This is a genomic window from Streptomyces sp. NPDC041108 (genome assembly GCF_055592645.1).
The window spans coordinates 219,251-240,683 of sequence record NZ_JBVIYK010000006.1 but is presented as its reverse complement, the minus strand read 5'-3'; the positions used below and the strand labels follow the sequence as shown (position 1 = coordinate 240,683).

At 72.1% G+C, this 21,433-nt stretch carries 19 protein-coding genes; 6 read left to right on the top strand and 13 right to left on the bottom strand.

Annotated elements, in window-relative coordinates; all coding sequences use genetic code 11:
• Window positions 1–141: 141 nt before the first annotated feature.
• From ACZ6BB_RS19180 to ACZ6BB_RS19165, 4 genes are read left to right on the top strand one after another with little or no spacing between them, the layout of a single operon-like run.
• A complete protein-coding gene (locus ACZ6BB_RS19180; protein ID WP_471616350.1) occupies window positions 142–387 on the top strand; it encodes a MerR family transcriptional regulator in 246 nt (81 codons plus the stop codon).
• Window positions 341–1,183, top strand: coding sequence for a molybdate ABC transporter substrate-binding protein (modA, locus tag ACZ6BB_RS19175; RefSeq protein ID WP_471616349.1), 843 nt, complete (start codon window positions 341–343; stop codon window positions 1,181–1,183). Before ACZ6BB_RS19180 ends, modA begins: the two co-directional genes overlap by 47 nt.
• Entirely contained in the window at window positions 1,180–2,067 is an 888-nt protein-coding gene (gene modB, locus ACZ6BB_RS19170; protein WP_471616348.1) for a molybdate ABC transporter permease subunit, read from the top strand. The genes modA and modB overlap by 4 nt, the downstream gene beginning before the upstream one ends.
• A complete protein-coding gene (locus ACZ6BB_RS19165; protein WP_471616347.1) occupies window positions 2,064–3,155 on the top strand; it encodes an ABC transporter ATP-binding protein in 1,092 nt (363 codons plus the stop codon). The genes modB and ACZ6BB_RS19165 overlap by 4 nt, the downstream gene beginning before the upstream one ends.
• A 59-nt stretch (window positions 3,156–3,214) precedes the next feature.
• Here ACZ6BB_RS19165 and ACZ6BB_RS19160 read toward each other — a convergent pair whose 3' ends face one another.
• From ACZ6BB_RS19160 to ACZ6BB_RS19105, 12 genes are all read right to left on the bottom strand, one after another.
• Window positions 3,215–4,015 (bottom strand): ABC transporter ATP-binding protein, encoded by an 801-nt coding sequence (locus ACZ6BB_RS19160; RefSeq protein ID WP_471616346.1) that lies wholly within the window; start codon window positions 4,013–4,015, stop codon window positions 3,215–3,217.
• Window positions 4,012–6,138 (bottom strand): prolyl oligopeptidase family serine peptidase, encoded by a 2,127-nt coding sequence (locus ACZ6BB_RS19155; RefSeq protein WP_471616345.1) that lies wholly within the window; start codon window positions 6,136–6,138, stop codon window positions 4,012–4,014. Before ACZ6BB_RS19155 ends, ACZ6BB_RS19160 begins: the two co-directional genes overlap by 4 nt.
• A complete protein-coding gene (locus ACZ6BB_RS19150) occupies window positions 6,131–7,402 on the bottom strand; it encodes an MFS transporter (RefSeq protein WP_471616344.1) in 1,272 nt (423 codons plus the stop codon). Before ACZ6BB_RS19150 ends, ACZ6BB_RS19155 begins: the two co-directional genes overlap by 8 nt.
• Window positions 7,399–9,342: an FtsX-like permease family protein gene (locus tag ACZ6BB_RS19145; protein ID WP_471616343.1), complete on the bottom strand. Its 1,944-nt coding sequence runs from the start codon at window positions 9,340–9,342 to the stop codon at window positions 7,399–7,401. The genes ACZ6BB_RS19150 and ACZ6BB_RS19145 overlap by 4 nt, the downstream gene beginning before the upstream one ends.
• Window positions 9,343–9,445: 103 nt before the next feature.
• Window positions 9,446–9,535, bottom strand: coding sequence for a class III lanthipeptide (locus ACZ6BB_RS19140; protein WP_471616342.1), 90 nt, complete (start codon window positions 9,533–9,535; stop codon window positions 9,446–9,448).
• Window positions 9,536–9,594: 59 nt separating this feature from the next.
• Window positions 9,595–9,684, bottom strand: coding sequence for a class III lanthipeptide (locus ACZ6BB_RS19135; RefSeq protein WP_199845602.1), 90 nt, complete (start codon window positions 9,682–9,684; stop codon window positions 9,595–9,597).
• A 55-nt stretch (window positions 9,685–9,739) separates the two neighbouring features.
• A complete protein-coding gene (locus ACZ6BB_RS19130) occupies window positions 9,740–9,829 on the bottom strand; it encodes a class III lanthipeptide (RefSeq protein ID WP_199845602.1) in 90 nt (29 codons plus the stop codon).
• A gap of 53 nt (window positions 9,830–9,882) precedes the next feature.
• Complete coding sequence (locus tag ACZ6BB_RS19125; protein ID WP_199845601.1) at window positions 9,883–9,972, bottom strand: class III lanthipeptide; 90 nt, start codon at window positions 9,970–9,972, stop codon at window positions 9,883–9,885.
• On the bottom strand, window positions 9,966–12,560 hold the full coding sequence (lanKC, locus tag ACZ6BB_RS19120; protein ID WP_471616341.1) for a class III lanthionine synthetase LanKC: 2,595 nt from the start codon (window positions 12,558–12,560) through the stop codon (window positions 9,966–9,968). The genes ACZ6BB_RS19125 and lanKC overlap by 7 nt, the downstream gene beginning before the upstream one ends.
• A 121-nt stretch (window positions 12,561–12,681) precedes the next feature.
• Window positions 12,682–13,527, bottom strand: a complete 846-nt coding sequence (locus tag ACZ6BB_RS19115; RefSeq protein WP_471616340.1) for a DUF4097 family beta strand repeat-containing protein — start codon at window positions 13,525–13,527, stop codon at window positions 12,682–12,684.
• Between the two features lie 72 nt (window positions 13,528–13,599).
• Window positions 13,600–15,012 (bottom strand): histidine kinase, encoded by a 1,413-nt coding sequence (locus tag ACZ6BB_RS19110; RefSeq protein ID WP_471616339.1) that lies wholly within the window; start codon window positions 15,010–15,012, stop codon window positions 13,600–13,602.
• A gap of 213 nt (window positions 15,013–15,225) precedes the next feature.
• Window positions 15,226–15,315 carry a class III lanthipeptide gene (locus ACZ6BB_RS19105; RefSeq protein ID WP_199845600.1) on the bottom strand — a complete coding sequence of 30 codons (90 nt, stop codon included), beginning with the start codon at window positions 15,313–15,315 and terminating at the stop codon, window positions 15,226–15,228.
• Window positions 15,316–15,575: 260 nt separating this feature from the next.
• On the opposite strand from ACZ6BB_RS19105, the gene ACZ6BB_RS19100 reads away from it, so the two are divergent.
• Window positions 15,576–16,232, top strand: a complete 657-nt coding sequence (locus tag ACZ6BB_RS19100) for a response regulator (RefSeq protein WP_471616338.1) — start codon at window positions 15,576–15,578, stop codon at window positions 16,230–16,232.
• 436 nt (window positions 16,233–16,668) lie between these two features.
• On the opposite strand, the gene ACZ6BB_RS19095 is transcribed toward ACZ6BB_RS19100, so the two are convergent.
• Complete coding sequence (locus ACZ6BB_RS19095) at window positions 16,669–17,652, bottom strand: ArsR/SmtB family transcription factor (RefSeq protein ID WP_471616337.1); 984 nt, start codon at window positions 17,650–17,652, stop codon at window positions 16,669–16,671.
• A 1,082-nt stretch (window positions 17,653–18,734) separates the two neighbouring features.
• On the opposite strand from ACZ6BB_RS19095, the gene ACZ6BB_RS19090 reads away from it, so the two are divergent.
• Entirely contained in the window at window positions 18,735–21,386 is a 2,652-nt protein-coding gene (locus ACZ6BB_RS19090; protein WP_471616336.1) for an RICIN domain-containing protein, read from the top strand.
• Window positions 21,387–21,433 lie beyond the last annotated feature (47 nt).

Here is a 21,433-nt window from a genome sequence, read left to right as displayed (position 1 = left end):
CCGAACCCGACGGCCGCCCCCTGACCGTACCCGAACACCCTTCCCGTACAAACGCACATACCATGCCAGTGGACGCAGAGTGCAGCTCATGCCATGTGACAGTAGATTTTCACCTGGCATCTGCGGAAGTATGATCGATGCATGCGCGCCTACCGGATCGGTGCCGCGGCTGCCTGGCTCGGTGTCAGCGACGACGCCGTGAGGCGTCTGGTCGACGGCGGGAGACCCACCGCCGAACGCGAGGAGTCGGGCCGCCGGATCCTCTCGGGGCCGTCAGCCGTGAGTCGGCTGAGGAAGACCGTGGCCGGGTCCGTTCAGGACCAGAGGGAGTGGACCCGTGATGACCCGTTCCGTACGTCGGACCCGTCGGACCCGTCGGACCCGTAGGACCCTGCAGGTGGTCGGCGCGAGCACCGCCGCTCTGCTGGCCCTCAGCGCCTGCGGCGGTTCGTCCGACGACGACGCCTCCGCGAAGGCGGACGCCTCGGGCTCGGGCTCGGACAAGCTGTCCGGTGAGGTGACCGTCTTCGCCGCCGCCTCGCTCAAGGAGAGCTTCACGACGCTGGGCGAGCAGTTCGAGAAGGAGCACCCGGGTACGAAGGTGACGTTCAGCTTCGGCGGCAGCGACGCGCTCGCGGCGAGCATCACCGGCGGCGCCCCGGCGGACGTCTTCGCCTCCGCCAGCCCCAGGACGATGGCGATCGTGACCGAGGCCGGCGACGCCTCCGGCACCCCGGAGACCTTCGTCCGCAACCAGCTGGAGATCGCCACCCTGCCCGGCAACCCGGACAGGATCTCCTCCCTGAAGGACCTCACGAACTCCGACCTGAAGGTCGTGCTCTGCGACGAGGCGGTCCCCTGCGGTGCCGCCGCGCAGAAGGCGATCGACGCGAGCAGGCTGAAGCTCACGCCCGTCTCGTACGAGGAGGACGTGAAGTCCGCGCTCAACAAGGTGGTGTTGAAGGAAGCCGACGCGGCGGTCGTCTACAAGACCGATGTGAAGGCCGCGGGTGACAAGGTGGAGGGCGTGGAGTTCCCCGAGTCCGCCGACGCAGTCAACGACTACCCCATCACCCTTCTCAAGGAGTCCGAGAACACCGAGACCGCCAAGGCGTTCATCGAGCTGGTGCGGTCCGCCGACGGCCAGAAGGTGCTCACCGAGGCAGGATTCCTCCAGCCGTGACCTCCCCCTCCTCTCCGTCCCCGGACGAGACCGGCGCCGCGGACACCCTGAACGGGGGCCCGCGGCGCCGCCGCGTCCCCGGTCACGGCCGCCTCCGCAGGCGTCACGGAGGCGCACCGCTGCCCCTCCTCCTGCCCGCGCTGATCGGCCTCGCCTTCCTCGTCCTCCCCCTCGTCGCCCTGCTCGTCCGGGCACCCTGGCGGAGCATGCCCGACCTGCTCACCAGTACCGAGGTCTGGCAGGCGCTCCAGCTGTCGCTGGTGTGCGCGACGGCGGCCACCGTGGTCAGCCTGGTGATCGGGGTGCCCTTGGCGTGGCTGCTGGCCAGGGTCGAGTTCCCCGGACGCGGTCTCGTACGGGCCCTCGTCACCCTCCCCCTCGTGCTGCCGCCGGTGGTCGGCGGTGTGGCGCTGCTGATGGCGCTCGGCCGGAACGGCGTCGTGGGCCGGTGGCTCGACGACTGGTTCGGGGTGACGCTGCCGTTCACGACGGCCGGGGTCGTGGTCGCGGAGGCGTTCGTGGCCATGCCGTTCCTGGTCATCAGCGTGGAGGGCACGTTGCGGGCCGCCGACCCCCGGTACGAGGAGGCCGCGGCGACACTGGGGGCGTCCCGTTTCACGGCGTTCCGCCGCGTGACGCTGCCGCTGATCGCGCCCGGCGTCGCGGCGGGTGCCGTGCTGGCGTGGGCCCGCGCGCTCGGCGAGTTCGGCGCCACCATCACCTTCGCCGGCAACTTCCCCGGCCGTACCCAGACCATGCCCCTCGCCGTCTACCTCGCCCTCCAGAACGACCCGGAGGCGGCGATCGCCCTCAGCCTGGTCCTGCTCGCGGTGTCGATCGCGGTGCTGGCGGGACTGCGTGACCGCTGGATGACCGCCTCATGACCGACATCGCCAAGACCGCCGTCACCGCCCCCAACGGGAACGGTGAGGGGCTCGACGCCCGGCTGGTCGTCGAACGAGGTCCCGCGTTCCGGCTCGACGTGGCACTCACCGCCGCACCCGGCGACGTGGTCGCCCTCCTCGGCCCCAACGGCGCGGGGAAGACGACGGCGTTGCGCGCGCTCGCCGGTCTCGTCCCCCTGGCGGGCGGTGGCCGGCTCCGTCTGGACGGCGTGGAGCTGGACCGTACGCCCCCGGAGGCGCGGCCGGTCGGGGTCGTCTTCCAGGACTATCTCCTCTTCCCTCACCTCTCCGCGCTCGACAACGTGGCCTTCGGGCCCCGCTGCCAGGGCGCGACCAAGGCCGAGGCCCGCGCCCGGGCCGCCGCCTGGCTGGAGCGGATGGGGCTCGCCGGGCACGCCGGAAGCAAACCCCGGCGGCTCTCCGGCGGGCAGGCGCAGCGCGTCGCCCTGGCCCGCGCCCTGGCCACCCACCCCCGGCTGCTCCTTCTCGACGAACCACTCGCCGCCCTCGACGCCCGCACCCGTCTCGACATCCGCGCCCAACTCCGCCGCCACCTGGCCGACTTCGAGGCCGTCGCCGTACTCGTCACACACGACCCGCTGGACGCGATGGTGCTGGCCGACCGTCTCGTCGTCGTCGAGGACGGGCACGTCGTCCAGGAGGGCACCCCCGCCGACATCGCCCGCCGCCCGCGTACGGACTACATCGCCCACCTGGTCGGCCTCAACCTCTACCGGGGCGAGGCGGAGGGGCACACGGTGCACATCACCGACGGCCCCGCGATCACCACCACCGAAGACATGACCGGCCCCGTCTTCGTCGCCTTCCCGCCCGGCGCGGTCACCCTCCACCGCGACCGGCCCGCCGGCTCCAGCGCCCGCAACCTCTGGCGCTGCGAGGTCACCGGCCTCGAAACCCACGGTGACCAGATCCGCACCGCCCTCACGGGCGAACTGCCACTGGCCGCCGATCTGACGACGGTCGCCGCGGCGGAACTCGACCTCCACCCCGGCGCCGAAGTCTGGGCCACGGTCAAGGCCGCCCAGACCCATGCGTACCCCGCCTGACCGGAACCTTGAGCGGATACCCGGACGTCTGAGCATCCGCACCCCGCGCCGCCCCGGTCTCAGGTGCCATGGGGCTGGTGGCCGGGCGGGCCGTCGAATCGCTTCATGCGTTCCAGGAGCCGGCCCGTGTCCGGCTGCCAGAGGTCGTCGACCACGTGGCCGTCGGCGAGGAAGACGACCCGGTCCGCGTAGGCCGCGGCAGCGGGGTCGTGGGTGACCATCACGATGGTCTGGCCCATGTGATGGACCAACCGGCTCAGCAGGGACAGGACTTCGGCTCCCGCACGGGTGTCGAGGTTGCCGGTCGGCTCGTCGGCGAAGACGATCTCCGGTCGGCCGGCGAGCGCCCGGGCACAGGCGACCCGCTGCTGCTGGCCGCCGGAGAGCTCCCCCGGTCGGTGGGTGAGCCGGTCCGACAGGCCGAGCGCGGTGACGACCTGGTCCAGCCACCGCGGGTCGGGGCGTCGGCCCGCGATCCCCAGGGGAAGGGTGATGTTCTCCGCCACGGTCAGAGTGGGCAGGAGATGGAACGCCTGGAAGATGAATCCGATCCGGTCGCGGCGCAGCAGGGTCGACCGGCGGTCCGAGAGCCGGGACAGTTCCATCGCACCGATCCGGGCCGATCCGGAGGTGGGCGAGTCCAGGCCCGCCAGGCATTGCATCAAGGTGGACTTCCCGGATCCGGACGGACCCATGATCGCGGTGAACTGCCCCCGTGCGAAGGAGACGGAGACGCGGTCGAGGGCGACGACCCGGCGGGCTCCGGTGCCGTACACCTTGGTGAGGTCCACGGCGGAGGCGGCCGGAGGCGGCGTGTGCGGCTGCTGGACCAGGTGATGCGGGTACGAGGCCGAGGTCATCCGGGGCTCCTCAAGGGTGATTCAGGTGATGAGGGGCGTAGGGCCCCGGGGGCGCTCAGGCCGGTACGGGTGGCGAGCAGGTACAGGACGCGGGCACCCAGCGTGCGCGCGTCGTCCCCCGCCCGGCCGTAGTGCCCGGTGTCGTCCTGGTGGTCCAGGAGGACGGGGGCGTCGGAGGCGGTGGCCTCCTGCAGGGCGGCGCAGAGCTTCCAGGCGTGCCAGGGGCGGACACGGGCGTCGTTGCCTCCGGTGACGAGGAGCGTGGCCGGGTAGCGGACACCGTGCCGTACGTGGTGGTACGGGGAGTAGGACAGGAGCGACCGGAGGGCGTCGGGGTCGGCCGGGTCTCCGTACTCCTCGCGCCAGAGCCCCCCGAGGCCGCCGCCCTCGGCGTAACGCGCCATGTCGGTCAGGGGAGCGGCGCAGGTCACCACGGAGAAGAGGTCCGGGGCACGTGCCATCGCCGCGGCCAGGACCAGGCCGCCGTTGCTGGCGGCCAGGCCGGCCAGTTGGCCCAGGCGGGCCTCGCCCTCCGCGAGGAGCAGGCGGGATGCCGCGCACAGGTCGTCCACGACGGCGGACTTGCCCGGCCCGCGGCCGGCCGACGCCCACTCGGGACCGAACTCGCCGCCACCGCGGGTGTGCACCCACGCGATCCGCCCGCCGGCTGCGAGCCACGCCGCGAAGACCGGGTCCCAGGACGGTTCGAGGGGAACGCCGAAGCCTCCGTAGACCGTGACGAGGGTGGGTCTGGGGCGGCCCGCGGTTCCCGGCGCGGGGTCGCACAGGGTGACGGGCACGGTGGTTCCGTCGCGGCTGGTGGCGGTACGGGTGCGCAGCGAGGAGCGGCGGGCGACGGCGGGGGCCGGCGTGTGCCCGGTGGCGCGGTGGCTCAGTGCGCCGTGGCGGGGGTCGTCGGCGAGCAGCCAGACGGCGCCGGCGAGGCGCCCGTCGCGGTCGTACGCGGCCGGGCCGAGACGCAGGCGCGCGTGCCAGCGGAATCCGTGTGCCTCCGGTTCCCGCCCGGTCCCGTCCCCGGCGGTGGGCAGGATGTCGAGTCGGCGTGTGGTCCCGGACTGGCGCAGGACCGCCAGTCGGGGCAGCGGCCCGGCGTCGAGAACCCGCAGCGCCTTGATGCTGCCTCCCGGCTCGTCGGGCAGAAGGCGGAGAGGGGCCGGGCGGAGAGGTGTCGCCGGCTCTCGGGCGACGGCGGCCAGGTCCAGTACGCGGATGCCCTGCCCGCGCACGGCGACGTACAGGGCGTCCGTTCCCAGCGCGAACGCGCTGATCCCCAGGCCGTCCAGGGGGAGGGGCTGCCAGTGGGGCGTGCCGTGACCGTGCCGGTCCGTGTACCACCAGCGGGCGGGGGCGCCGTCGGGTGTCCGGGTCCGCAGCAGCAGATGGCCACCGGGACCGGTGTACGGGGACAGCCGTACGGGGCCGGGCACCGGGCTCGGCAGTGTGCGGGTGGTGCCGTCCGCCAGTCGATGGGCGCGCAGGACGTGTTCGGTCCGGGTACCGGCGCTGTACAGCAGCAGGGAGTCGGTGAAGGCGACGGCGGTGTGCGGTGCGGCGTCCTCGATGTGCCGAGTCCCCTGAGCCGAAGCCGCATCAGGGGCCGCAGGGACGGGGTCAGGTGCCGGATCAGGGACGTGGTCAGGGGCCGCATCAGGGGCGCTGTCAGCGGCGGGATCCGAGGCCGGGGCCGGGGCCGGGGTGACGGGGATCAGGTGCAGGCCGCCGTTCTCCCGTCCGTCGTGGTGGAGTTGGGCCACGATCGCCTGTCCTCGGGGGGCGGCGCACCATCCGGCCAGGCGGCCCACCGACGCCTGATGGCCGACGCGGAGGAGCACCCGGCTGTGGCCGTCCGCCCCCACCACGCTCAACGACTGCCCTTCCTGGGGGGTCAGTTCGTGGGTGAACAGCGAGCCTCCGGCTTCGGCGTTCGGGCCGAGCGGACGGCCGGCGGCGGCCGTCCCGATCTCCGCGAGCGAGCGCTCCCACGCCGCCGTGTCGGTACGGTGCCGGTCGGCATGGCTGTCCGACAGGGCGCGTTGCCCGGACAGCCACGCACGCGTACGCGCGGAGTCCTCGTCCTCCAGCCAGCGGTAGGGGTCAGCCACGACGCGCCTCCGTGAGCGCGGGCTCGACGTCCCCGGGCCCGTCGGTCACCCGGGCATGACGTGCCGCCACGAGACCACCGACCAGGGCGAGCACGAGCACGACGACGGCGGCTCCGGTCACCGTCGCGGTCAGGCCGAAGGCGTGGGAGCAGGACGCCGCCAGCAGAGGGCCGAGCGGGGCGACGGCCTGGGCGAGAAAGCCGCTGCCGCTGTACACGCGTCCTTGGAGCCTCGGCGGGGTGATGCGTACCTGGGTGGCAGAGATGACCACCGTGATCACCGGGCCCGCCGCCGTGGCGACCGCGAGCGACAGGGCGGCTCCCCAGGTGCTGTGGACGGTGGCGAAGCCCAGCAGCGCGACGGCGATCACCGCGGTGGAACCCGCGATTCCGGGAGCCGGCGGCAGCCGCCGCGCCACGGGGGCGGCGACGAGTGAGCCCGCCAACGCGCCCGCGCCCAGGGAGGCCGTCTGCACGCCGACGCCCAGTTCGCCCGCCCCGGAGCCCTCGGCGTTCGCGATGACGACGATGAGGAGGCCGTTGAAGACCAGGTTGAGCACGGTCGCGTTGAGTGCCCCGTACCGCAGGAAGGGGGAGCGCCACAGGAAGCGCAGCCCTTCGGCGGTGGCCTTCAGGGGTGCCTGGTTCGCCTCGGCCGTGGGCCCCGCGCCGGACGGGAGCAAGGTCGCGCATCCTGCGGCCAGCAGATACGTCGCGGCGTCGGCGGCGAACACCCAGGCGGCGTCGACCCTGAGCAGGACGCCGCCGACGAGCGGCCCGGCGATCATCGCGACGGCCGCGCGGCTCTGGATCAGCGCGAGGGCACGGGGCAGCAGGTCGGCGGCGACGAAGTTGCGTACGGCGACGTTCTCCGCGGGTGCCAGGGTGCTGCCCACCGTGCCGAGCAGGAACGCGGCGAGCACCAGCACGGCGAGCGGCGTGGCGTCCGAGCTCTCCAGCACGGCGAGCAGGCCGAGGACCAGGGCGCCCGCGGTGTTGCAGGCGAGCAGCAGGGTGCGGCGCTCGTAGCGGTCGGCGAGAACACCGGCGGGCAGCCGGGCCAGGACGATCCCCAGGGACATCGCGGTACCGATGAACCCGGCCTGCCGGACGTCCCCGCTGTGCTGGAAGGAGACCAGCGGGAGCGCGACGACCGAGGCGGCGGTGCCCACGGCGGAGGCCGACTCGCCGAGGAACAGCAGCCAGAACCGCCGGCCGAGGCTCCGGTTCCCGCCTGTGTTCGGTGCCGTTCGCCGCGCTCTCATGCCGCTCTCCTCGCGAACTGTTTCCGGGCGTCGGACATGGGGTGCGCCGTGCAGGCGGAGGGCAGGGCGACCGCCAGGACCGAGGCGGCCAGTACGCCGACGGTCCAGGGGACGTCGACGGCCGGGAGGGTGCCGGTGCCGAGCACCACCGCCAGCGGGACCAGACACGCGGCGGCGGTGACGGCGGCCAGCGCCACGCCGACGACCGTGGCGCCCGCGGCCTCGTACAGCACGCAGCGCAGCAGCTGGAAACGGCCGAGGCCGATGGCCCGCAGGTACGCCCGTTGTGCCCGCCGGTCGCGCTGGGCGAGGGAGCTGGTGTTGGCGGCGGCCAGCAGCGCGTAACCCGCGACGACGGCCACGATCAGCCGTGAGGCCAGGTCGTCGGCCGCGTTGCGCGGGGCGAGGTCGTCCAGGTAGGCGGTGCGGGAGGCGACCTGCCGGCCCCGCACACGGGGCCAGTCGCCCGCCGGCCCGGTGAGCAGGATCCGGTCGGCGTACGCGGACGGCGTGTGCCGCAGGGCGGTCGACCGCGGGATGACGAACTCGGGGAAGGCGAGGTCCCGTTCGTAGACGGCCACCAGGGTCAAGGTCTGCCGGGAGCCGTCCGCCAGGGCCAGCCTCACCTTCTGGCCCAGGCGCCAGTGGTGTCCGTCGGCCTGCATGGCACCCGCCGCGAAGGTTCCCCGGCCCACGGCGGACATACGGCCTTCCCGCACATCGAGGTCCAGCACCTCGGACAGCGGGCCTCCGTCGGCGCCCCAGGCGCCGCTGGCCACCGGCCGGTCGTCGTACCACGTGGGCGGGGCGGTGACCTCCGTCGCCACCAGCGCGGTCGCGCTCCCCGCGGACCAAGCGGGTGCCGTCGCGGGGAGGCGGGTGCCGGGCTCCGCGGTGACGACCGCGTCGGCGCGCAGCCCTTGTTCGGCCTGCCGCTGCACCGCCTGCCCCATGGTGGCCCCGGCGCCGAGCAGGGACACGGCGATGCCGACGGACAGGAGGACCGGCACCGCCATGGCCGTGGCGCGGGCGGGCGTCGCCCGTAGTCCCGCCGCCGCGACGCGTCCGACGCGACGGTCGAGGAGACGGATCACGGCGGCCGTCGGGCGGATGAGAGGGGGCACGATCCAGGGCGCGAGGACGGCCAGCGCGGGGATCACCATCAGCGCGACCCCGGGAGCCATCGCGGCGCGCATGGTCGCGGGCAGGTCCATGAACGCCATGACGAACACCAGGGGAGCGCACATCGTCACGAGCAGCACCAGGCCGGTCACCAGGCGCCCGACGCTCCTCGTGGAGGCCATGGACAGCTCCGCGTCCCGGAGCAGGGCTCCGGGGCCGACCCGGCCCGCGGCCAGCACGCTCGCCAGGGCGGCGAGCACACCGACCCCCGCCGTGGCGAGACAGACGGCCACCGCCGTCGCCCAGGTCTGCCCCGGGGAGGGCAGCGGCGTTCCGGCGGGGAACAACTGCCGGTCCAGGAGCACCCGGTGCCCCAGCCGTGCCAGCGGAACCATCCCCACCGCGGCGCCGAGAGCCGCCGAGACCAGACCGAGCCGCGCCACGTCGAAGGCGACGAGGCCGCGCAGCCGGCCCGCGGTGACTCCGAGGGCGCGCAGCACCGCGAACTGGGAGAGGCGCTGACCGGTCCAGAGCGAGACGGTGGAGCCGATCACCATCACCGCGCACATCAGCAGCAGCGACATCAGGAGCGACAACAGGTTCCGCGCGTCCTGCGCGGCGGCCTCCGCCACCGAGTTCTCCGGATGGTCCGGAAGGCTCGCTCCGACGAACAGCAGCACGGCGGCCCCGAGTCCGGCGGAGGTCGCCGCGCAGGCCAGCGCCGCGCCCGCCACTCTGCCGGGGTAGGTCCTGACCTCGGCGACGAACAGTCGGCGCATGCTCGTCGAGTCGGCGAGGGAACGGGAAGGCGCGGACACGTTTGCTGTCCTCCACGGGAGCAATAAGCTGGAAGGAGCCGGGGAGGCCGCCCACATCGCGGCCTCCCCGGACTCACATCTTTCGAGCGGGTGTTGCGCCGGGTCAGCTACACGAGAAGTAGCTGAGGGTGCTGATCGGGGCGTCGACGACGATCTCCTCGTCGAGCTCCTGAAGCGCCAGGATGTTCAGCATGCGAGTCACCTCCCTCCTCCATGAGCGATGAACGGAACCCTCCTCGACGCGGCCACGGGTCAGTGGCAGCCGGCGAGGCTGATGGTGCTGATCGGGGCGTCGACGACGATCTCCTCGTCGAGCTCCTGAAGGGCCAGAACGTTCAGCATGCGAGTCACCTCCTCTCCGATCGGGCCGTGCGTGGGCCGAGCGCGCTGTCGCGGCTCAGTGGCAGCCGGCCAGGCTGATGGTGCTGATCGGGGCGTCGACGACGATCTCCTCGTCGAGCTCCTGAAGGGCCAGAACGTTCAGCATGCGAGTCACCTCCTCGGGGGTGGTTCCGGGCGGACCGTGGGTGGTCCGGCGGCTCAGTGGCACAGGACGACGCTGACGGTGCTCACGGGGGCGTCGACCACGACGTCCTCGTCCAGCTCCTGAAGGGCCAGAACGTTCAGCATGTGAAATCACCTCCCTCCCTGTCCCGTTCGGTCAGGTCACCGGGAACGGTCCGGCCGGCCGGAGGCCACTCGTGGACGGAGTGGGCTCCGGGGAGCAGACAGCTACCGGGGGTCTGTGCGGCTCTCAGCGCGAGGACCGCGCCGGCGGAGCCGGTCGCCAGGTCCGTCGACAGACGGACCAGCTGATCTCCGTGCAGCACCTGGGCGTCTCCGCGTCGCGCGACGTGGAGTGCCAGTGCCCGGAGGTGGTGGTCGAGCTCGTCCCTCCAGCCGGGTAGACGCGGCAGGGCGTGGGAGAGCACGTACGCGAGTCCGGACCGGCCGTTGAACAGCCCTCCCTGCACGACGACCCGAACGGCTCCGGCGCGCACGGCTCCCGTGATCAGAGCCTCGGCGCCGACCGCCTCCGCCTGTGCCTTCGGCAACGCCATGACGGCCAGGGCGAGACCACCGGATCCTTCGGCCAGGTACGGCAGCAGACGGTTCGAACTGTGGGTCTGGAGCATGCCGTCGACGTCCCGGGCACGGGTGAGATCACACCGGACCGCCTGCTCGGCGGCCTGGGCCCATTCCACGTTCCCGGTCGCCTCGGCGCAGCGGGCGAAGAGGACGGCGGGCCCCGACCAGCCGTGCATCAGACCGGGCCGGTCCAGCAGTCCCGGCGTGCCGATCAGTCGGCGTACGCGCTCGGCGAGGTCGATGCCCTCGTCCTTCAGCCCGGCGTCCAGGAGAAGGTGCGCGATTCCGGTCAGCCCGCCGAACAAGCCGGGCGAGGCGGGCAGCGGTCCGGCCGTCAGCCGGTCGAGGGTGTTCGCCGCCTGCGCGTGACCGAGCCTGTGCAACAGCCAGGCGGCACCGCCGAGGCCGTCGTACAGGCCGGCGGGGGTGTCGGACGGAGCCCGGCCCACGGCGCGTACCAGCCACTCCACATGCTCGGCGGACGGCTCGGTCCCGGCGGCCCATTGGGCCAGGAGGACACCCGGGGCGCCGTGGGCGAGACCGAGCGGGGCGCCGGGGCGGTGTCCCGCGACATCGGCGGGAAAGAGCCGGTCCGTACGGCCGGGGTCGGCCGCGTCGGAGATCCCGCGCAGCAGTTTCGCCGCGGAGGGCGGCACCGGAGCCGGGCCCGCGGCCACGGCCGGGGCGGCGGACGGCAGGTGGGGCCGCAGGGCGGGCGACAGAGCCAGCCGGTCCAGCATCCGCCGGACGAACCGTGCCGGCAGCGTCGGGAAGGACGTGATGGCCAGGTCGATCAGCGGCGCCACCGCGGCCGGGCTGCGCAGGGTCAGCACGGTGAGCGGGGCGAAAGCCGCGAGTTGACAGCAGCCGAGGGCGAACAGATCGGCGTCGCGCGGGTCCGTGAGCGTCGGGTCCATGAATCCCGGGGCCCCGAGCGCCGCCGACCGGACGGAGTCGATCGGTGTCGCCAGCTCGAAGTCCACGAGTGCGACCGCTCCGTCGGGCCGGATCAGGATGTTGCGGTGGTGCAGATCGCCGAAGGCGACGCCGGCCTCGTGCAGGGCGGCCACATGCGCCTCGACCTGTTCGAGCCGCTCGACCGCGAGCGCGGCGAACCGTCCGCGGGCCTCCTCCGACGGCCGGTGCCGGGTGAGCGGGTGCTCCCGCCCCAGCCAGGTGTGGAACGGCTCCCCCTCGATGTACTCCATCGCCAGGTAGTGGTGCTCCCAGGCGGTGAAGGAGCCGTAGTGCCGCGGGACGAACGGGAGATGTCCGAGCCGCGCGAGGACCGACTCCTCGACACGCAGCCGGTCCACGGCATCGGCACCGGTCCCGTCGAGGCCGGCGTGCGGCCGGGCCTCCTTGAGCACGACGTCGCGGCCCTGGTCGTCCTTGGCGAGGTACACGCCCCCGCCGTTGGAGAAGTGGAGTGCTTTGCGGACCCGGTGGCCACCGAGCGTCCCGTCGTCGCCGAGGCCGTCGGACGCCGGCCGCTCGGTCAGGAAGTGCGGTACCTCCACCCAGTCGGGTGTGGCGAACACGGGTCGCCGGTGGTCCGGCACCAGGCGCCCTTGCGGATCGCGCAGGGCCGGTACCCGTGTGCCGTCGGCTAGTTCGCACCACATGAGGACGAAGGCTCCGTAGCGCACGGAGACCGGGCCCCGGTTCCACCGCTGGTCGGACAGCACGTACGGCCCGGGGCGTCCGCCCACGGCCCTGTCGAGTTCTTCGAGGGCGGTACGCAGCTCCGCCTCGTCGCGCGGGTAGACGGTCACGGTCTTGCCGCTGGTGGCCCTGTTGGCGTACTTGGTGTTCGTCGCGGTGACGAGGTGCCTGCTCCGCAGGAACTTCCAGGGCAGCGCGAGCCTCCGGCACACCTCCCAGACGGCCGCGACGGTCCCTTCAGCGCTGTCCGCGGTGGCGCTGACGTGGATCTTCCAGCCCTGTTCGGGCAGTTCGCCGGCGTCCACCGGTTCGAGGAACTCCCAGACCCCCTGCCGATGGCGTCGCCAGCCGGCAGGGACGGCGCCGTCGGCCAGGGAGAGGCGGGACGCCTCGTCCGTGCAGCGGTCCAGTGGTTCGTACCAGACGGGATCGGCGAGGGTGAACGCCTCGTACCTGGGATCCATGCGCCCTCCCCTTTCTGACGGCCCACACCTCGGCCTCGGACCACGACAATGCGACTCGGAACAGCACCCGGAGAATCGAAGGCAATTCTTTTCCTTGCCGCCGACTTCCCCGTCGCCGGGATCAACCTTCGCCTCCTCTCTCGTCGATTGACAACGCAAGAAAGCCAGAACTTAAGCGGACGACCGTTCTCCGGTACACGCTTTCCGTGCTCGATCCGAATTCCTTTACCGGAGCAGGCGCAGAGCGTTTCCCTATCCGGACCTCCCCTTGGCGTGTCCGGGCTCTTATGGTCCGGTCGGCCGACGGCACGTCTTCGAGGTCGACCCGCTCACTGCCCCTCCCCTCGACGGCAAGGTGGTAGGGAACCGAGGAATCCGGCAGCTCCACGCTGACGTCCCCCACCTCGGACACGGCGACGACCCGGCGCGGAGGGGCGGCGAAGGACAGGGAGACGGGAGCCTTCGGCGTCCTGGCCAGTACGTCGGCCGACCGGGCCTCGCGCACACGGATGCGCCCGCTCGCCGAACGAAGGCGGAGGGTGCCGAGGGAGCCCTCCACGGTCACGTCGCCCGCCTCGGTGGTGATCAGGAGCTGACAGCACAGCCCCCGCGCGGTCACCGCGCCCGCGGACGTCACGGACACCCCGACCCCCGAGGGGACCTGGACGACGTAGTCACCACGGCAGTTGAGGGAGATGCCCGTGCACCGGACCCCCAGGCGCAGCGTGCTGCCCGTCAGTTGCCAGGAGGAGTGACCGGCCTTCGCGGCCGAGCCGGCGAGTTCCCTGGACACGGTGAGGGCCGAGCCGCGCGTCTGCTGGAGCCGCACCCGGCTGTCTCCGCTCGCGACGACGGTCAGGCGTGTGCCCTCGAAGGCGAACTGTCGACGGCCGTCCCGTGGCGGCACGTCGAGGTCGTCCAGCGCCCGCACGCCCAGGAGCACCAGCGCGGCACACGTCACCAGCAACGCCGCGACAATGTGTCCCCCCGCCCGCCCAGACATGCCGATCACGCTTCCAGGCGGAAGCTCCCGGCGGTATCAGCCGTTCGGCAGATGTCGCGGACCCGGCGCCCCGTGCCCGCCACGGTCCTCGTCGCGGTGCTCGTCGCGGTGCTCGTCGCGGTCCTCGTCGCGGTGCCCGTCACGGTCCTCGCCGCGGTGCTCGTCGCGGTCCTCGTCGCGGTGCCCGTCGCGGTCCTCGTCGCGGTGCCCGTCGCGGTCCTCGCCGCGGTCCTCGTCGCCGCGTCTGTCCTCGCGCCCGTCGTCGTGCTCGTCGCCGACGGGCAACACCAGCACGACCCGCCAGCCGCCGCCCGGCCCCGGCCCCGCGGTCAGTTCGCCGCCCAGTTCCCCGGCACGTTCGGAGAGGCTGCTGATACCGGTCCCGCCGGCCCCGGACGGCCGCTCCACGGCGAGCCCGGACCGGGGGCGGGCCGCGTCGTCGGCGACCGTGAGACGCAGCAACGACCTGCCGTCGGCGGTCTCCCGGCGCAGTGTGATCAGCACCCGGGAGGCGGTGGCCGCATGGCGGCGTACGTTGGTGAGTGCCTCCACGATCACCCGGTACCCCATCTTGCTGGCATCGTCGGGGATCCGGTCCGTTGCCACCCCGTCGGTCTCCAGCACGGCCCTCGGGGAGCCCGTGCGGTTGAACCGCTCCAGCAGGGACGGGAGTTCGCCCAGGTCCCGGCGTGGCACACCGGGCTGCCGGGCAGGCTCACCGGCTGTCGGTCCCGGTCGCCGTACGGCATCGCGGAAACGGTTCCCCTTCGTGGCCTCGGCGGAGTCGGCGAGCAACTGCACCGTGTGGTCCATCGCCTTGAGGGCCTGCGCGCCGGCGGTACCGATCTCGGACAGCAGCTCCAGCGCGCGCCGGGGGTCCTCCTTGGCCAGCACCTGAGCCGCCTCCACCAGCACCACGACAGCGGTGACGTCGTGAGCCGCGTAGTCGTGCAGGTCCCTCGCCAGTTTCATGCGTTCGGCACGCCGCTCGGCCACGAGGGCGGCGCGGGCGCGGGCGTCGAGCCCGCGCAGATAGCTGCCGACGCCTGTCGCCACGATGGCCAGGATCGCCCAGATCAGACAGAGTTGCAGGGTCTCGTCGCTGCTGGCCGGCGGCACCACGGTCAGCGCGATGCGCAGGGGCGACAGGGTGATCGTCGCCGCGAGGAGCACGGTCAGGGCCACAGCGGTCCATGCCTTCGGCCGCCGGATCCCGACGACCACGAGAATCATCAGCGCCAGTGTCTCGGCGGTCCACCAGTTCGCCGCCGCGGACCGCGCCGGCCCCTGGTACGTGAACGTGACGAGCAGCGACAGCACGGCGGCACCGGGCACGGCGAACAGGGCCTTCGGCCGCCGCGGGCCCCATACGGTCAGCGCCACGGCGGCCATGACCGCGAACGCGCCGGACACGCTGATGAGCGGTCCGACGGAATCGGTGGTGCTCACGGCGATCGCCACGGTCGCGGCCATGAGGATCACACAGAGCGACCTGCGTAACCATGCCCGCTTCCGGCTTTCCGCGTGCCTCTGCGTCGTCACGTGGGAAAAGGCTAGCCGCCAAGGTCACGCCGCACGCCGGAAACATCGCTTCGCGGGTCCCGGACGGCGTGAACCGTGCGGTCGGCCGGGCCGGCCTGGCCAGCCGGGCCGGGCGCCGCCTCAGTGGCACACGACGATGCTGACGGTGCTCAGGGGGGCGTCGACGACGACCTCCTCGTCCAGCTCCTGCAGGGCCAGAACGTTCACCATACGGGTCACCTCCCTCCGTGACTCCTCACGCGCGGCACCCGAACGGCAGCCGAGCGGGAACCCGTTTTCCCTCACTGGACCCGATCTTTCACTCCACACCGTTCGACCGGCAATTCCGGAAAGCCCCGCCTTAATCGGAATACATCGGTCCGGTTGAACTCGGCATCCGGACAGCCGGGCCGATGGGCACACTTACGCCAAAAGGAAGCGTTACATGGCTGAAATTATCCACCCAGGCGACTTCTTTCGGACATGGCATCATGAGTCGTATGACCACGCGCGTATTACTGGCCGACGATCAAGCCAATATCAGAATGGGATTCAGGAGCATTCTCGAAGCGCAGCCCGATCTGCAGATCGTCGGGGAGGCGGACAACGGAGTGGCGGCGCTGGAGGCGACCCGCACCCTGCGGCCGGACGTGCTCCTCGCGGACATCCGCATGCCGGAGATGGACGGGCTGGAGCTGACACGTGAGATCACCCGCTCCATGCCGTCCGTGCGCGTCGTGGTGGTCACGACGTTCGACCTCGACGAGTACGTGCACGCCGCGCTGCGCGAGGGGGCCTGCGGCTTCCTCCTCAAACGATCCCGCTCGGCCGTACTCGTCGAAGCCGTACGTGCCGCCGCCGCCGGCGACTCCATGATCAGCCCGGAGATCACCACCCGGTTGCTCAGCCGGTTCAGGCAGGAACGCCGTGTGGTCCGGCGGACCGGCGAACCCCTGACGTCACGCGAACAGGAGGTGGCCCGGCTCGTCGCGGAAGGGCTGACCAACTCCGAGATCGGCGCCGAACTCTTCATCTCGGCGGGCACGGTCAAGACCCATCTGGCCCGGCTGCAGAAGAAGTTGGGGGTCCAGAACCGCGTGGGCATCGCCGCGTGGGTGTGGGAGTCAGGCTTGATGACACAGACCTGACGGCGCCTCGTCAGGTCACGGGCCGTCCGTCTGCGACTGCTCGACGGGCCGGGGAGGGGCTGTCCTCGGATGGTGCACGGGGCGGTCCGCTGCCGGTCGGGCAGCGGACCGTACGGCGACCGATTCACGGCCTGCCGCAGAGCCCGCACACTCCGATCACTCGACGTCCCGCTCCCGCCGAGATCATTCGACGTCCCGCCCCCGCCCAGGGGACGGCCCACGTCCCGCCCCCGCCCAGGGGACGGCCCACGTCCCGCCCCCGCCCAGGGGACGGCCCACGTCCCGCTCCCGCCCAGGGGATGGCCCACGTCCCGCTCCCGCCGAGGAACACCGGTCTGCCGAACGGCCGATACCCCGGGCGGTCACCCCGCGCCACCATGGGTGTCATGCCGAGGCCATCCGGAAGCAGCGCCGCGTACGGGACGACCGGCGCCCGTCACGCGGGGGCCGGCTGCCTCGCGACGGTTCCCACCGTCGACAGCACCTGGCGCGACGCGAGGCCGTTGCCCTGGAGCAGCAGTCGCCCCAGGTGCGTCACCGTGTGGACGGCGTGGCTGCCACTGCGGTGTGTGGAGATCAGCCCGGCCGCCCTCAGGATCGTGGTGTGCTGGCTCACCGCCGCGGTGGTCACTCCGAGCCGGGCGGCGAGTGCGGCGTTGCCGCATCCCTCACGCACCGCACGCAACACGGCCGCCCGCGTTCTGCCCATGAGCACCGCCAGGTTGTCCGCCTCTTCCCGCCGCCCACCCCGCATGGCATCGGTCTCCGCCAGCAGGCCGGAAAGCTCCTCCGGGCGGGGCCGGTCAGGAACCATCAGGAGCGGCGGTCTTTCCGGGGAGTTCCGCCCGGCCCGCATCACATGGCCGGCGCGCCGCAGGAACAGGGCCGGTACGAGCACGAGTCCCCGCCCTCCGGGTTCCAGTTCGCCCGCGCCCACCCCAGCGATCTCCAGCACCGGCGCCTTCCATCGGATGCCGGGCCCGAGGCTGTCCAGCAACGCCCCCACTCCGCCTCGGCACATGGCGTCCCGCAGCGAGTCCCTGGCCCCGTCCAGATGACCGCGGATGCGCTCCCAGTGGGGGGCCACGGCCAGCTCGGAGAAGTCCCGTACCGTGGAGAGGAGTTGGGCCTCGGAAGGGCTCCCGTCGGTGTGGGGCATCGCATGCGGATGCTCCGGATCGACACAGGTGTCCAGGGCATCCACGACCTTGCTCACTCCACGTGTCAATTGCGCGATGCGCGCCGTCCTCGGTGCCGGGTTCCCCAGGTATCTGCGAATGCGGCGGCGCCATTCATGGAAACCGTCCTCGCCGGTCTCACGCAGGGTTTCCATGGCGAAGAGGGCTTCCATGAACTGAGCGTCCCTGTCCCCGACGGTGATGCGTGTCAGGTCATCGGCGGACAGGATGATGCGAAACATGGAGATGCGACTCCCTATGAAGTGGGCATCGAGCCGTCGACGACCGATGCGGAACCGTGGCCTGGATCCTGCAGTGCGACGCGTGCCGGAAAAGGCGACGCGGACCAGCGACGTCACGGGCACGCCGACACCGTGACGCATCCGCGTCCCGTACGCGTCACACCGGTGGGCGAGGGCGCCCGAACACCCGGTGGAAAGGCCGGACGTGCCTGTCGGGTCCCCGGCCCGCACCGCCCCGTCCGGCCGCGGCCTCGGGCATCGCGTGGGAGGGCGTCGATACCGTCCCTCGCGCCATGCCCGCGGAAACCGACACACCACACATCACCAACAACAGCAAAACCATCGCCCCCGTCGTTCAGACATCCGCATCAAGCTGTCAGGAAAGCGCTTCCACCGCTATCGGCCGTTCGGCAGATTGTGCGGCACGGGCCTGGTCGGACGCCGCGCCAGGAGCAGCGGCGCGAGCGGGCGGGGATCTCGGGCAAGGATCTCGGACAGGGATCTCGGGCAAGGATCTCGGACAGGGATCGCGGGCCGGGGACCCGGACGCCACCGAAGGCACCCCGGTCGACGCCTTCCGGCAGGCACACGACGCGGCAGTTCCCCTGCGGCCGGCGCGGAAGCAGAGTCCGCGGCGGGCTCCGTCCGCCGCCGATGTCCGCGGGACTCGGCACCCAAGTCCTCGTCGCCCGGACCGGTTCCCGGGGCCAAGTGTTCCCGGGGCCAAGTCCCCGGCGGTGGTGGGCGAGTGCGTCCAGCCCCCTTCTTCCGGCCGGGGCATGCCGGGGCAGGCGCAGCCCTCGGCGGCGAGGCGTGGGGCGTCGTGCTCGTCGAGGGTCTCGGCGAAGCCGTAGGAGGTGAGACACCCGTGCCGAGAGTGCCGGCGTGGAGCGCCCCGGTTCACCGTGGATGCCGGTCAACATCTGCCCGGCATCCGCCTGAAGCAGAGATGACCTGAAAATTTCTGCCATCTCAAGGCAACCCTTTGCGGGGCCTGTGACAACAAGGAAGCGGATCCGGCCAGTTCACGCGTCCGGATCCGCCTTCTCTCGTGAACGGCTCGCAAGGAGAACCAGCTCCCCATGAACAACCCCACGAACGGCGGGCGCCGCGGGCGTCACCGTCGTCGCTGGACCGCCACCGGCCTGATGGTCGGCGTGCCCGCCATCGTCGTGCCGTACTTCCTGTTCGTACAGGAGGACTCGCAGGCCGCGACGATCGACGCCAACGCCTACTACCGGCTGGTCTCCGTACACAGCGGCAAGGCGCTGGACGTCAACGGCTACTCCACCGCCGACGGCACCCGTATCCAGCAGTGGACCGACCAGAACACGGCCAACCAGCAGTGGAAGCTGAAGTCAGCCGGGGGCCGCTACTACGAGCTGGTGAACCGCAACAGCGGCAAGGTGCTGGGTATAGCCGGGAATTCGACCGCTCGCGGGGCCGCCGCCGTGCAGCAGACCGACAGTTCGGCCACCTCACAGGAGTGGCGGATCGACGACGTGAGCGGTTCCGGCGCCGTCACCCTCACCTCCCGCAGGAGCGGCCAGGTCCTGGACGTGTCCGGCGGCTCCACCGCACAGGGCGCGGCGGTCATCCAGTATCCCGGCAAGGGCAGCACCAACCAGCAGTGGAAGCTGGTGAAGACGGGCGGGACCGGCGGGTCCGGGAGCGACGACGCCCAGAACACCGCCAAGGCCGGACCGTATGTGTGGAAGAACGCCCAGGTGGTGGGCGGCGGTTACGTCACCGGTCTGGTGTTCAACCCCAAGGAGAAGGGCCTGCTGTACGCGCGTACCGACATGGGTGGCGCCTACCGCTGGGACACCGCGGCCGAGCAGTGGATCCCGCTGACCGACTGGGTGGGCGAGAAGGACTGGAACCTGCTGGGCATCGATGCCGTAGCCACCGACCCCGTCGACCCCAAGAGGCTCTACCTCGGGGCCGGCACCTACACCAACGACTGGGCGGGCAACGGCGCGATCCTGCGCTCCACCGACCGGGGCCGTACCTTCAAGCGCACCGATCTGCCGTTCAAGCTCGGCGCCAACGAGGACGGCCGCGGGGCGGGCGAGCGGCTGGTGGTCGACCCCGCGGACAACGGCACCCTGCTCCTGGGCACCCGCAAGAACGGCCTGTGGCGCAGCACCGACCACGGCGGGACGTGGAAGCAGGTCTCCTCGTTCCCCGTCAAGGACGGGGCGAGCAGCGGCGGGGGCATCTCCTTCGTGACGTACGGCCCGGCGGGAAGCAAGACGATCTACGTCGGCGTCAACGACAAGTCCACGTCCCTCTACCGCTCCACCGACGGCGGCAACACCTGGCAGGCCGTCTCCGGGCAGCCCACCGGCCAGATGCCGCAGCACGGCGTGCTCTCCGGCGACGGCTCGCTGTACCTGTCGTACACCAACGCCCTCGGACCCAACGGTGTGACGGCGGGCACGGTGTGGAAGTACACGCCGGCCGGCGGGACGTGGAAGAACATCTCCCCGTCCCAGGGCAACTACGGGTTCTCCGGCTTGGCCGTCGACCCGCAGAAGCCGTCCACGGTGATGGTCACCACCCTCGGCCGCTGGTGGCCCGAGGACGAGATCTACCGGACCACCGACGGCGGCGCCACCTGGAAGGCACTGGCCGACAAGTCGGTGCGCAACGCCTCCGCCGCTCCTTACGTCGGCACGCACACCGGGCACTGGATGACCGCCCTGGCCATCGATCCCTTCAACTCCGGGCACGTGCTGTACGGCACCGGCAACGGCATCCTGCGCAGCGAGAACGCCAACGCCTCCGACAGCGGCGGCACCAGCCGCTGGAGCATGGGCGCCCGAGGGCTGGAGGAGACCTCGCTGATCGACGCGATCGCCCCTCCGGGCGGCGCCGCCGTCATCACCGCCATGGGCGACCAGGGCGGCTTCCGGCACGACTCCCTGACCAAGGTGCCCTCCGGGCGGCTGAGCAACCCGATGATGACCAACAGCACCGATATCGACTTCGCCCAGTCGAAGCCCTCGATGATGGTCCGCGTCGGCCGTGGCGGCGCGCAGGACGGCGCCTACTCCACCGACGGCGGCAGCAGCTGGAACGGCTTCAAGGCTGAGCCGGTGGCGGGCGCCCAGGACGGCCATGTCGCGCTCGCGGCGGACGGCTCCACCATCGTCTGGACCGAGGCCGGTGAGGCCCCGTACCGCTCGACCGACAACGGGGCGAGCTGGTCGCGGGTCGGCGGCCTGGGCACCGGCGCCGTGGTCGTCGCCGACCGTTCCTCGGCCAAGACCTTCTACTCACTGTCCGGTGGCACGCTCTACGCCAGCACCGACGGCGGCGCCACCTTCACCGCCCGCGCCGGCGACCTGCCCTCCGGCCGCCTCACGGCCGTTCCCGGGATCGCCGGGGACCTGTGGATCTCCGGTCACGGCAAGGGGCTGCTGCACTCCACCGACGGCGGGCGCACGTTCACCACGCTCAAGACGGTGCAGTCCGCGTCCGCCCTCGGCCTCGGCAAGGCCGCCCCCGGCGCCGACTACCAGGCGCTGTACCTGATCGGCACCGTCAAGGACGTCACCGGGGTCTTCCGCTCCACCGACCAGGGCGCCACCTGGCTCCGCGTCAACGACGACGCCCACCAGTGGGGCAGCATCGGCGGCACCGGCGTCGTCACCGGCGACCCGGACACCTTCGGCCGGGTCTACATCGGCACCAACGGACGCGGTCTCCAGTACGGCGACCCGTCCTGACCCGTCATGACCCGACCCGTCCTTACCCGCCCCGTCCTGACTGACCC

Coding starts and splice junctions, on each gene's coding strand:
- ACZ6BB_RS19180 (WP_471616350.1), top strand. CDS start 142: ATGCGCGCCTACCGGATCGGTGCCGCGGCTGCCTGGCTCGGTGTCAGC.
- modA (WP_471616349.1), top strand. CDS start 341: ATGACCCGTTCCGTACGTCGGACCCGTCGGACCCGTCGGACCCGTAGG.
- ACZ6BB_RS19165 (WP_471616347.1), top strand. CDS start 2,064: ATGACCGACATCGCCAAGACCGCCGTCACCGCCCCCAACGGGAACGGT.
- ACZ6BB_RS19160 (WP_471616346.1), bottom strand. CDS start 4,015: ATGACCTCGGCCTCGTACCCGCATCACCTGGTCCAGCAGCCGCACACG.
- ACZ6BB_RS19150 (WP_471616344.1), bottom strand. CDS start 7,402: ATGAGAGCGCGGCGAACGGCACCGAACACAGGCGGGAACCGGAGCCTC.
- ACZ6BB_RS19140 (WP_471616342.1), bottom strand. CDS start 9,535: ATGCTGAACATCCTGGCGCTTCAGGAGCTCGACGAGGAGATCGTCGTC.
- ACZ6BB_RS19135 (WP_199845602.1), bottom strand. CDS start 9,684: ATGCTGAACGTTCTGGCCCTTCAGGAGCTCGACGAGGAGATCGTCGTC.
- ACZ6BB_RS19130 (WP_199845602.1), bottom strand. CDS start 9,829: ATGCTGAACGTTCTGGCCCTTCAGGAGCTCGACGAGGAGATCGTCGTC.
- ACZ6BB_RS19125 (WP_199845601.1), bottom strand. CDS start 9,972: ATGCTGAACGTTCTGGCCCTTCAGGAGCTGGACGAGGACGTCGTGGTC.
- lanKC (WP_471616341.1), bottom strand. CDS start 12,560: ATGGATCCCAGGTACGAGGCGTTCACCCTCGCCGATCCCGTCTGGTAC.
- ACZ6BB_RS19105 (WP_199845600.1), bottom strand. CDS start 15,315: ATGGTGAACGTTCTGGCCCTGCAGGAGCTGGACGAGGAGGTCGTCGTC.
- ACZ6BB_RS19100 (WP_471616338.1), top strand. CDS start 15,576: ATGAGTCGTATGACCACGCGCGTATTACTGGCCGACGATCAAGCCAAT.
- ACZ6BB_RS19095 (WP_471616337.1), bottom strand. CDS start 17,652: ATGTTTCGCATCATCCTGTCCGCCGATGACCTGACACGCATCACCGTC.
- ACZ6BB_RS19090 (WP_471616336.1), top strand. CDS start 18,735: ATGAACAACCCCACGAACGGCGGGCGCCGCGGGCGTCACCGTCGTCGC.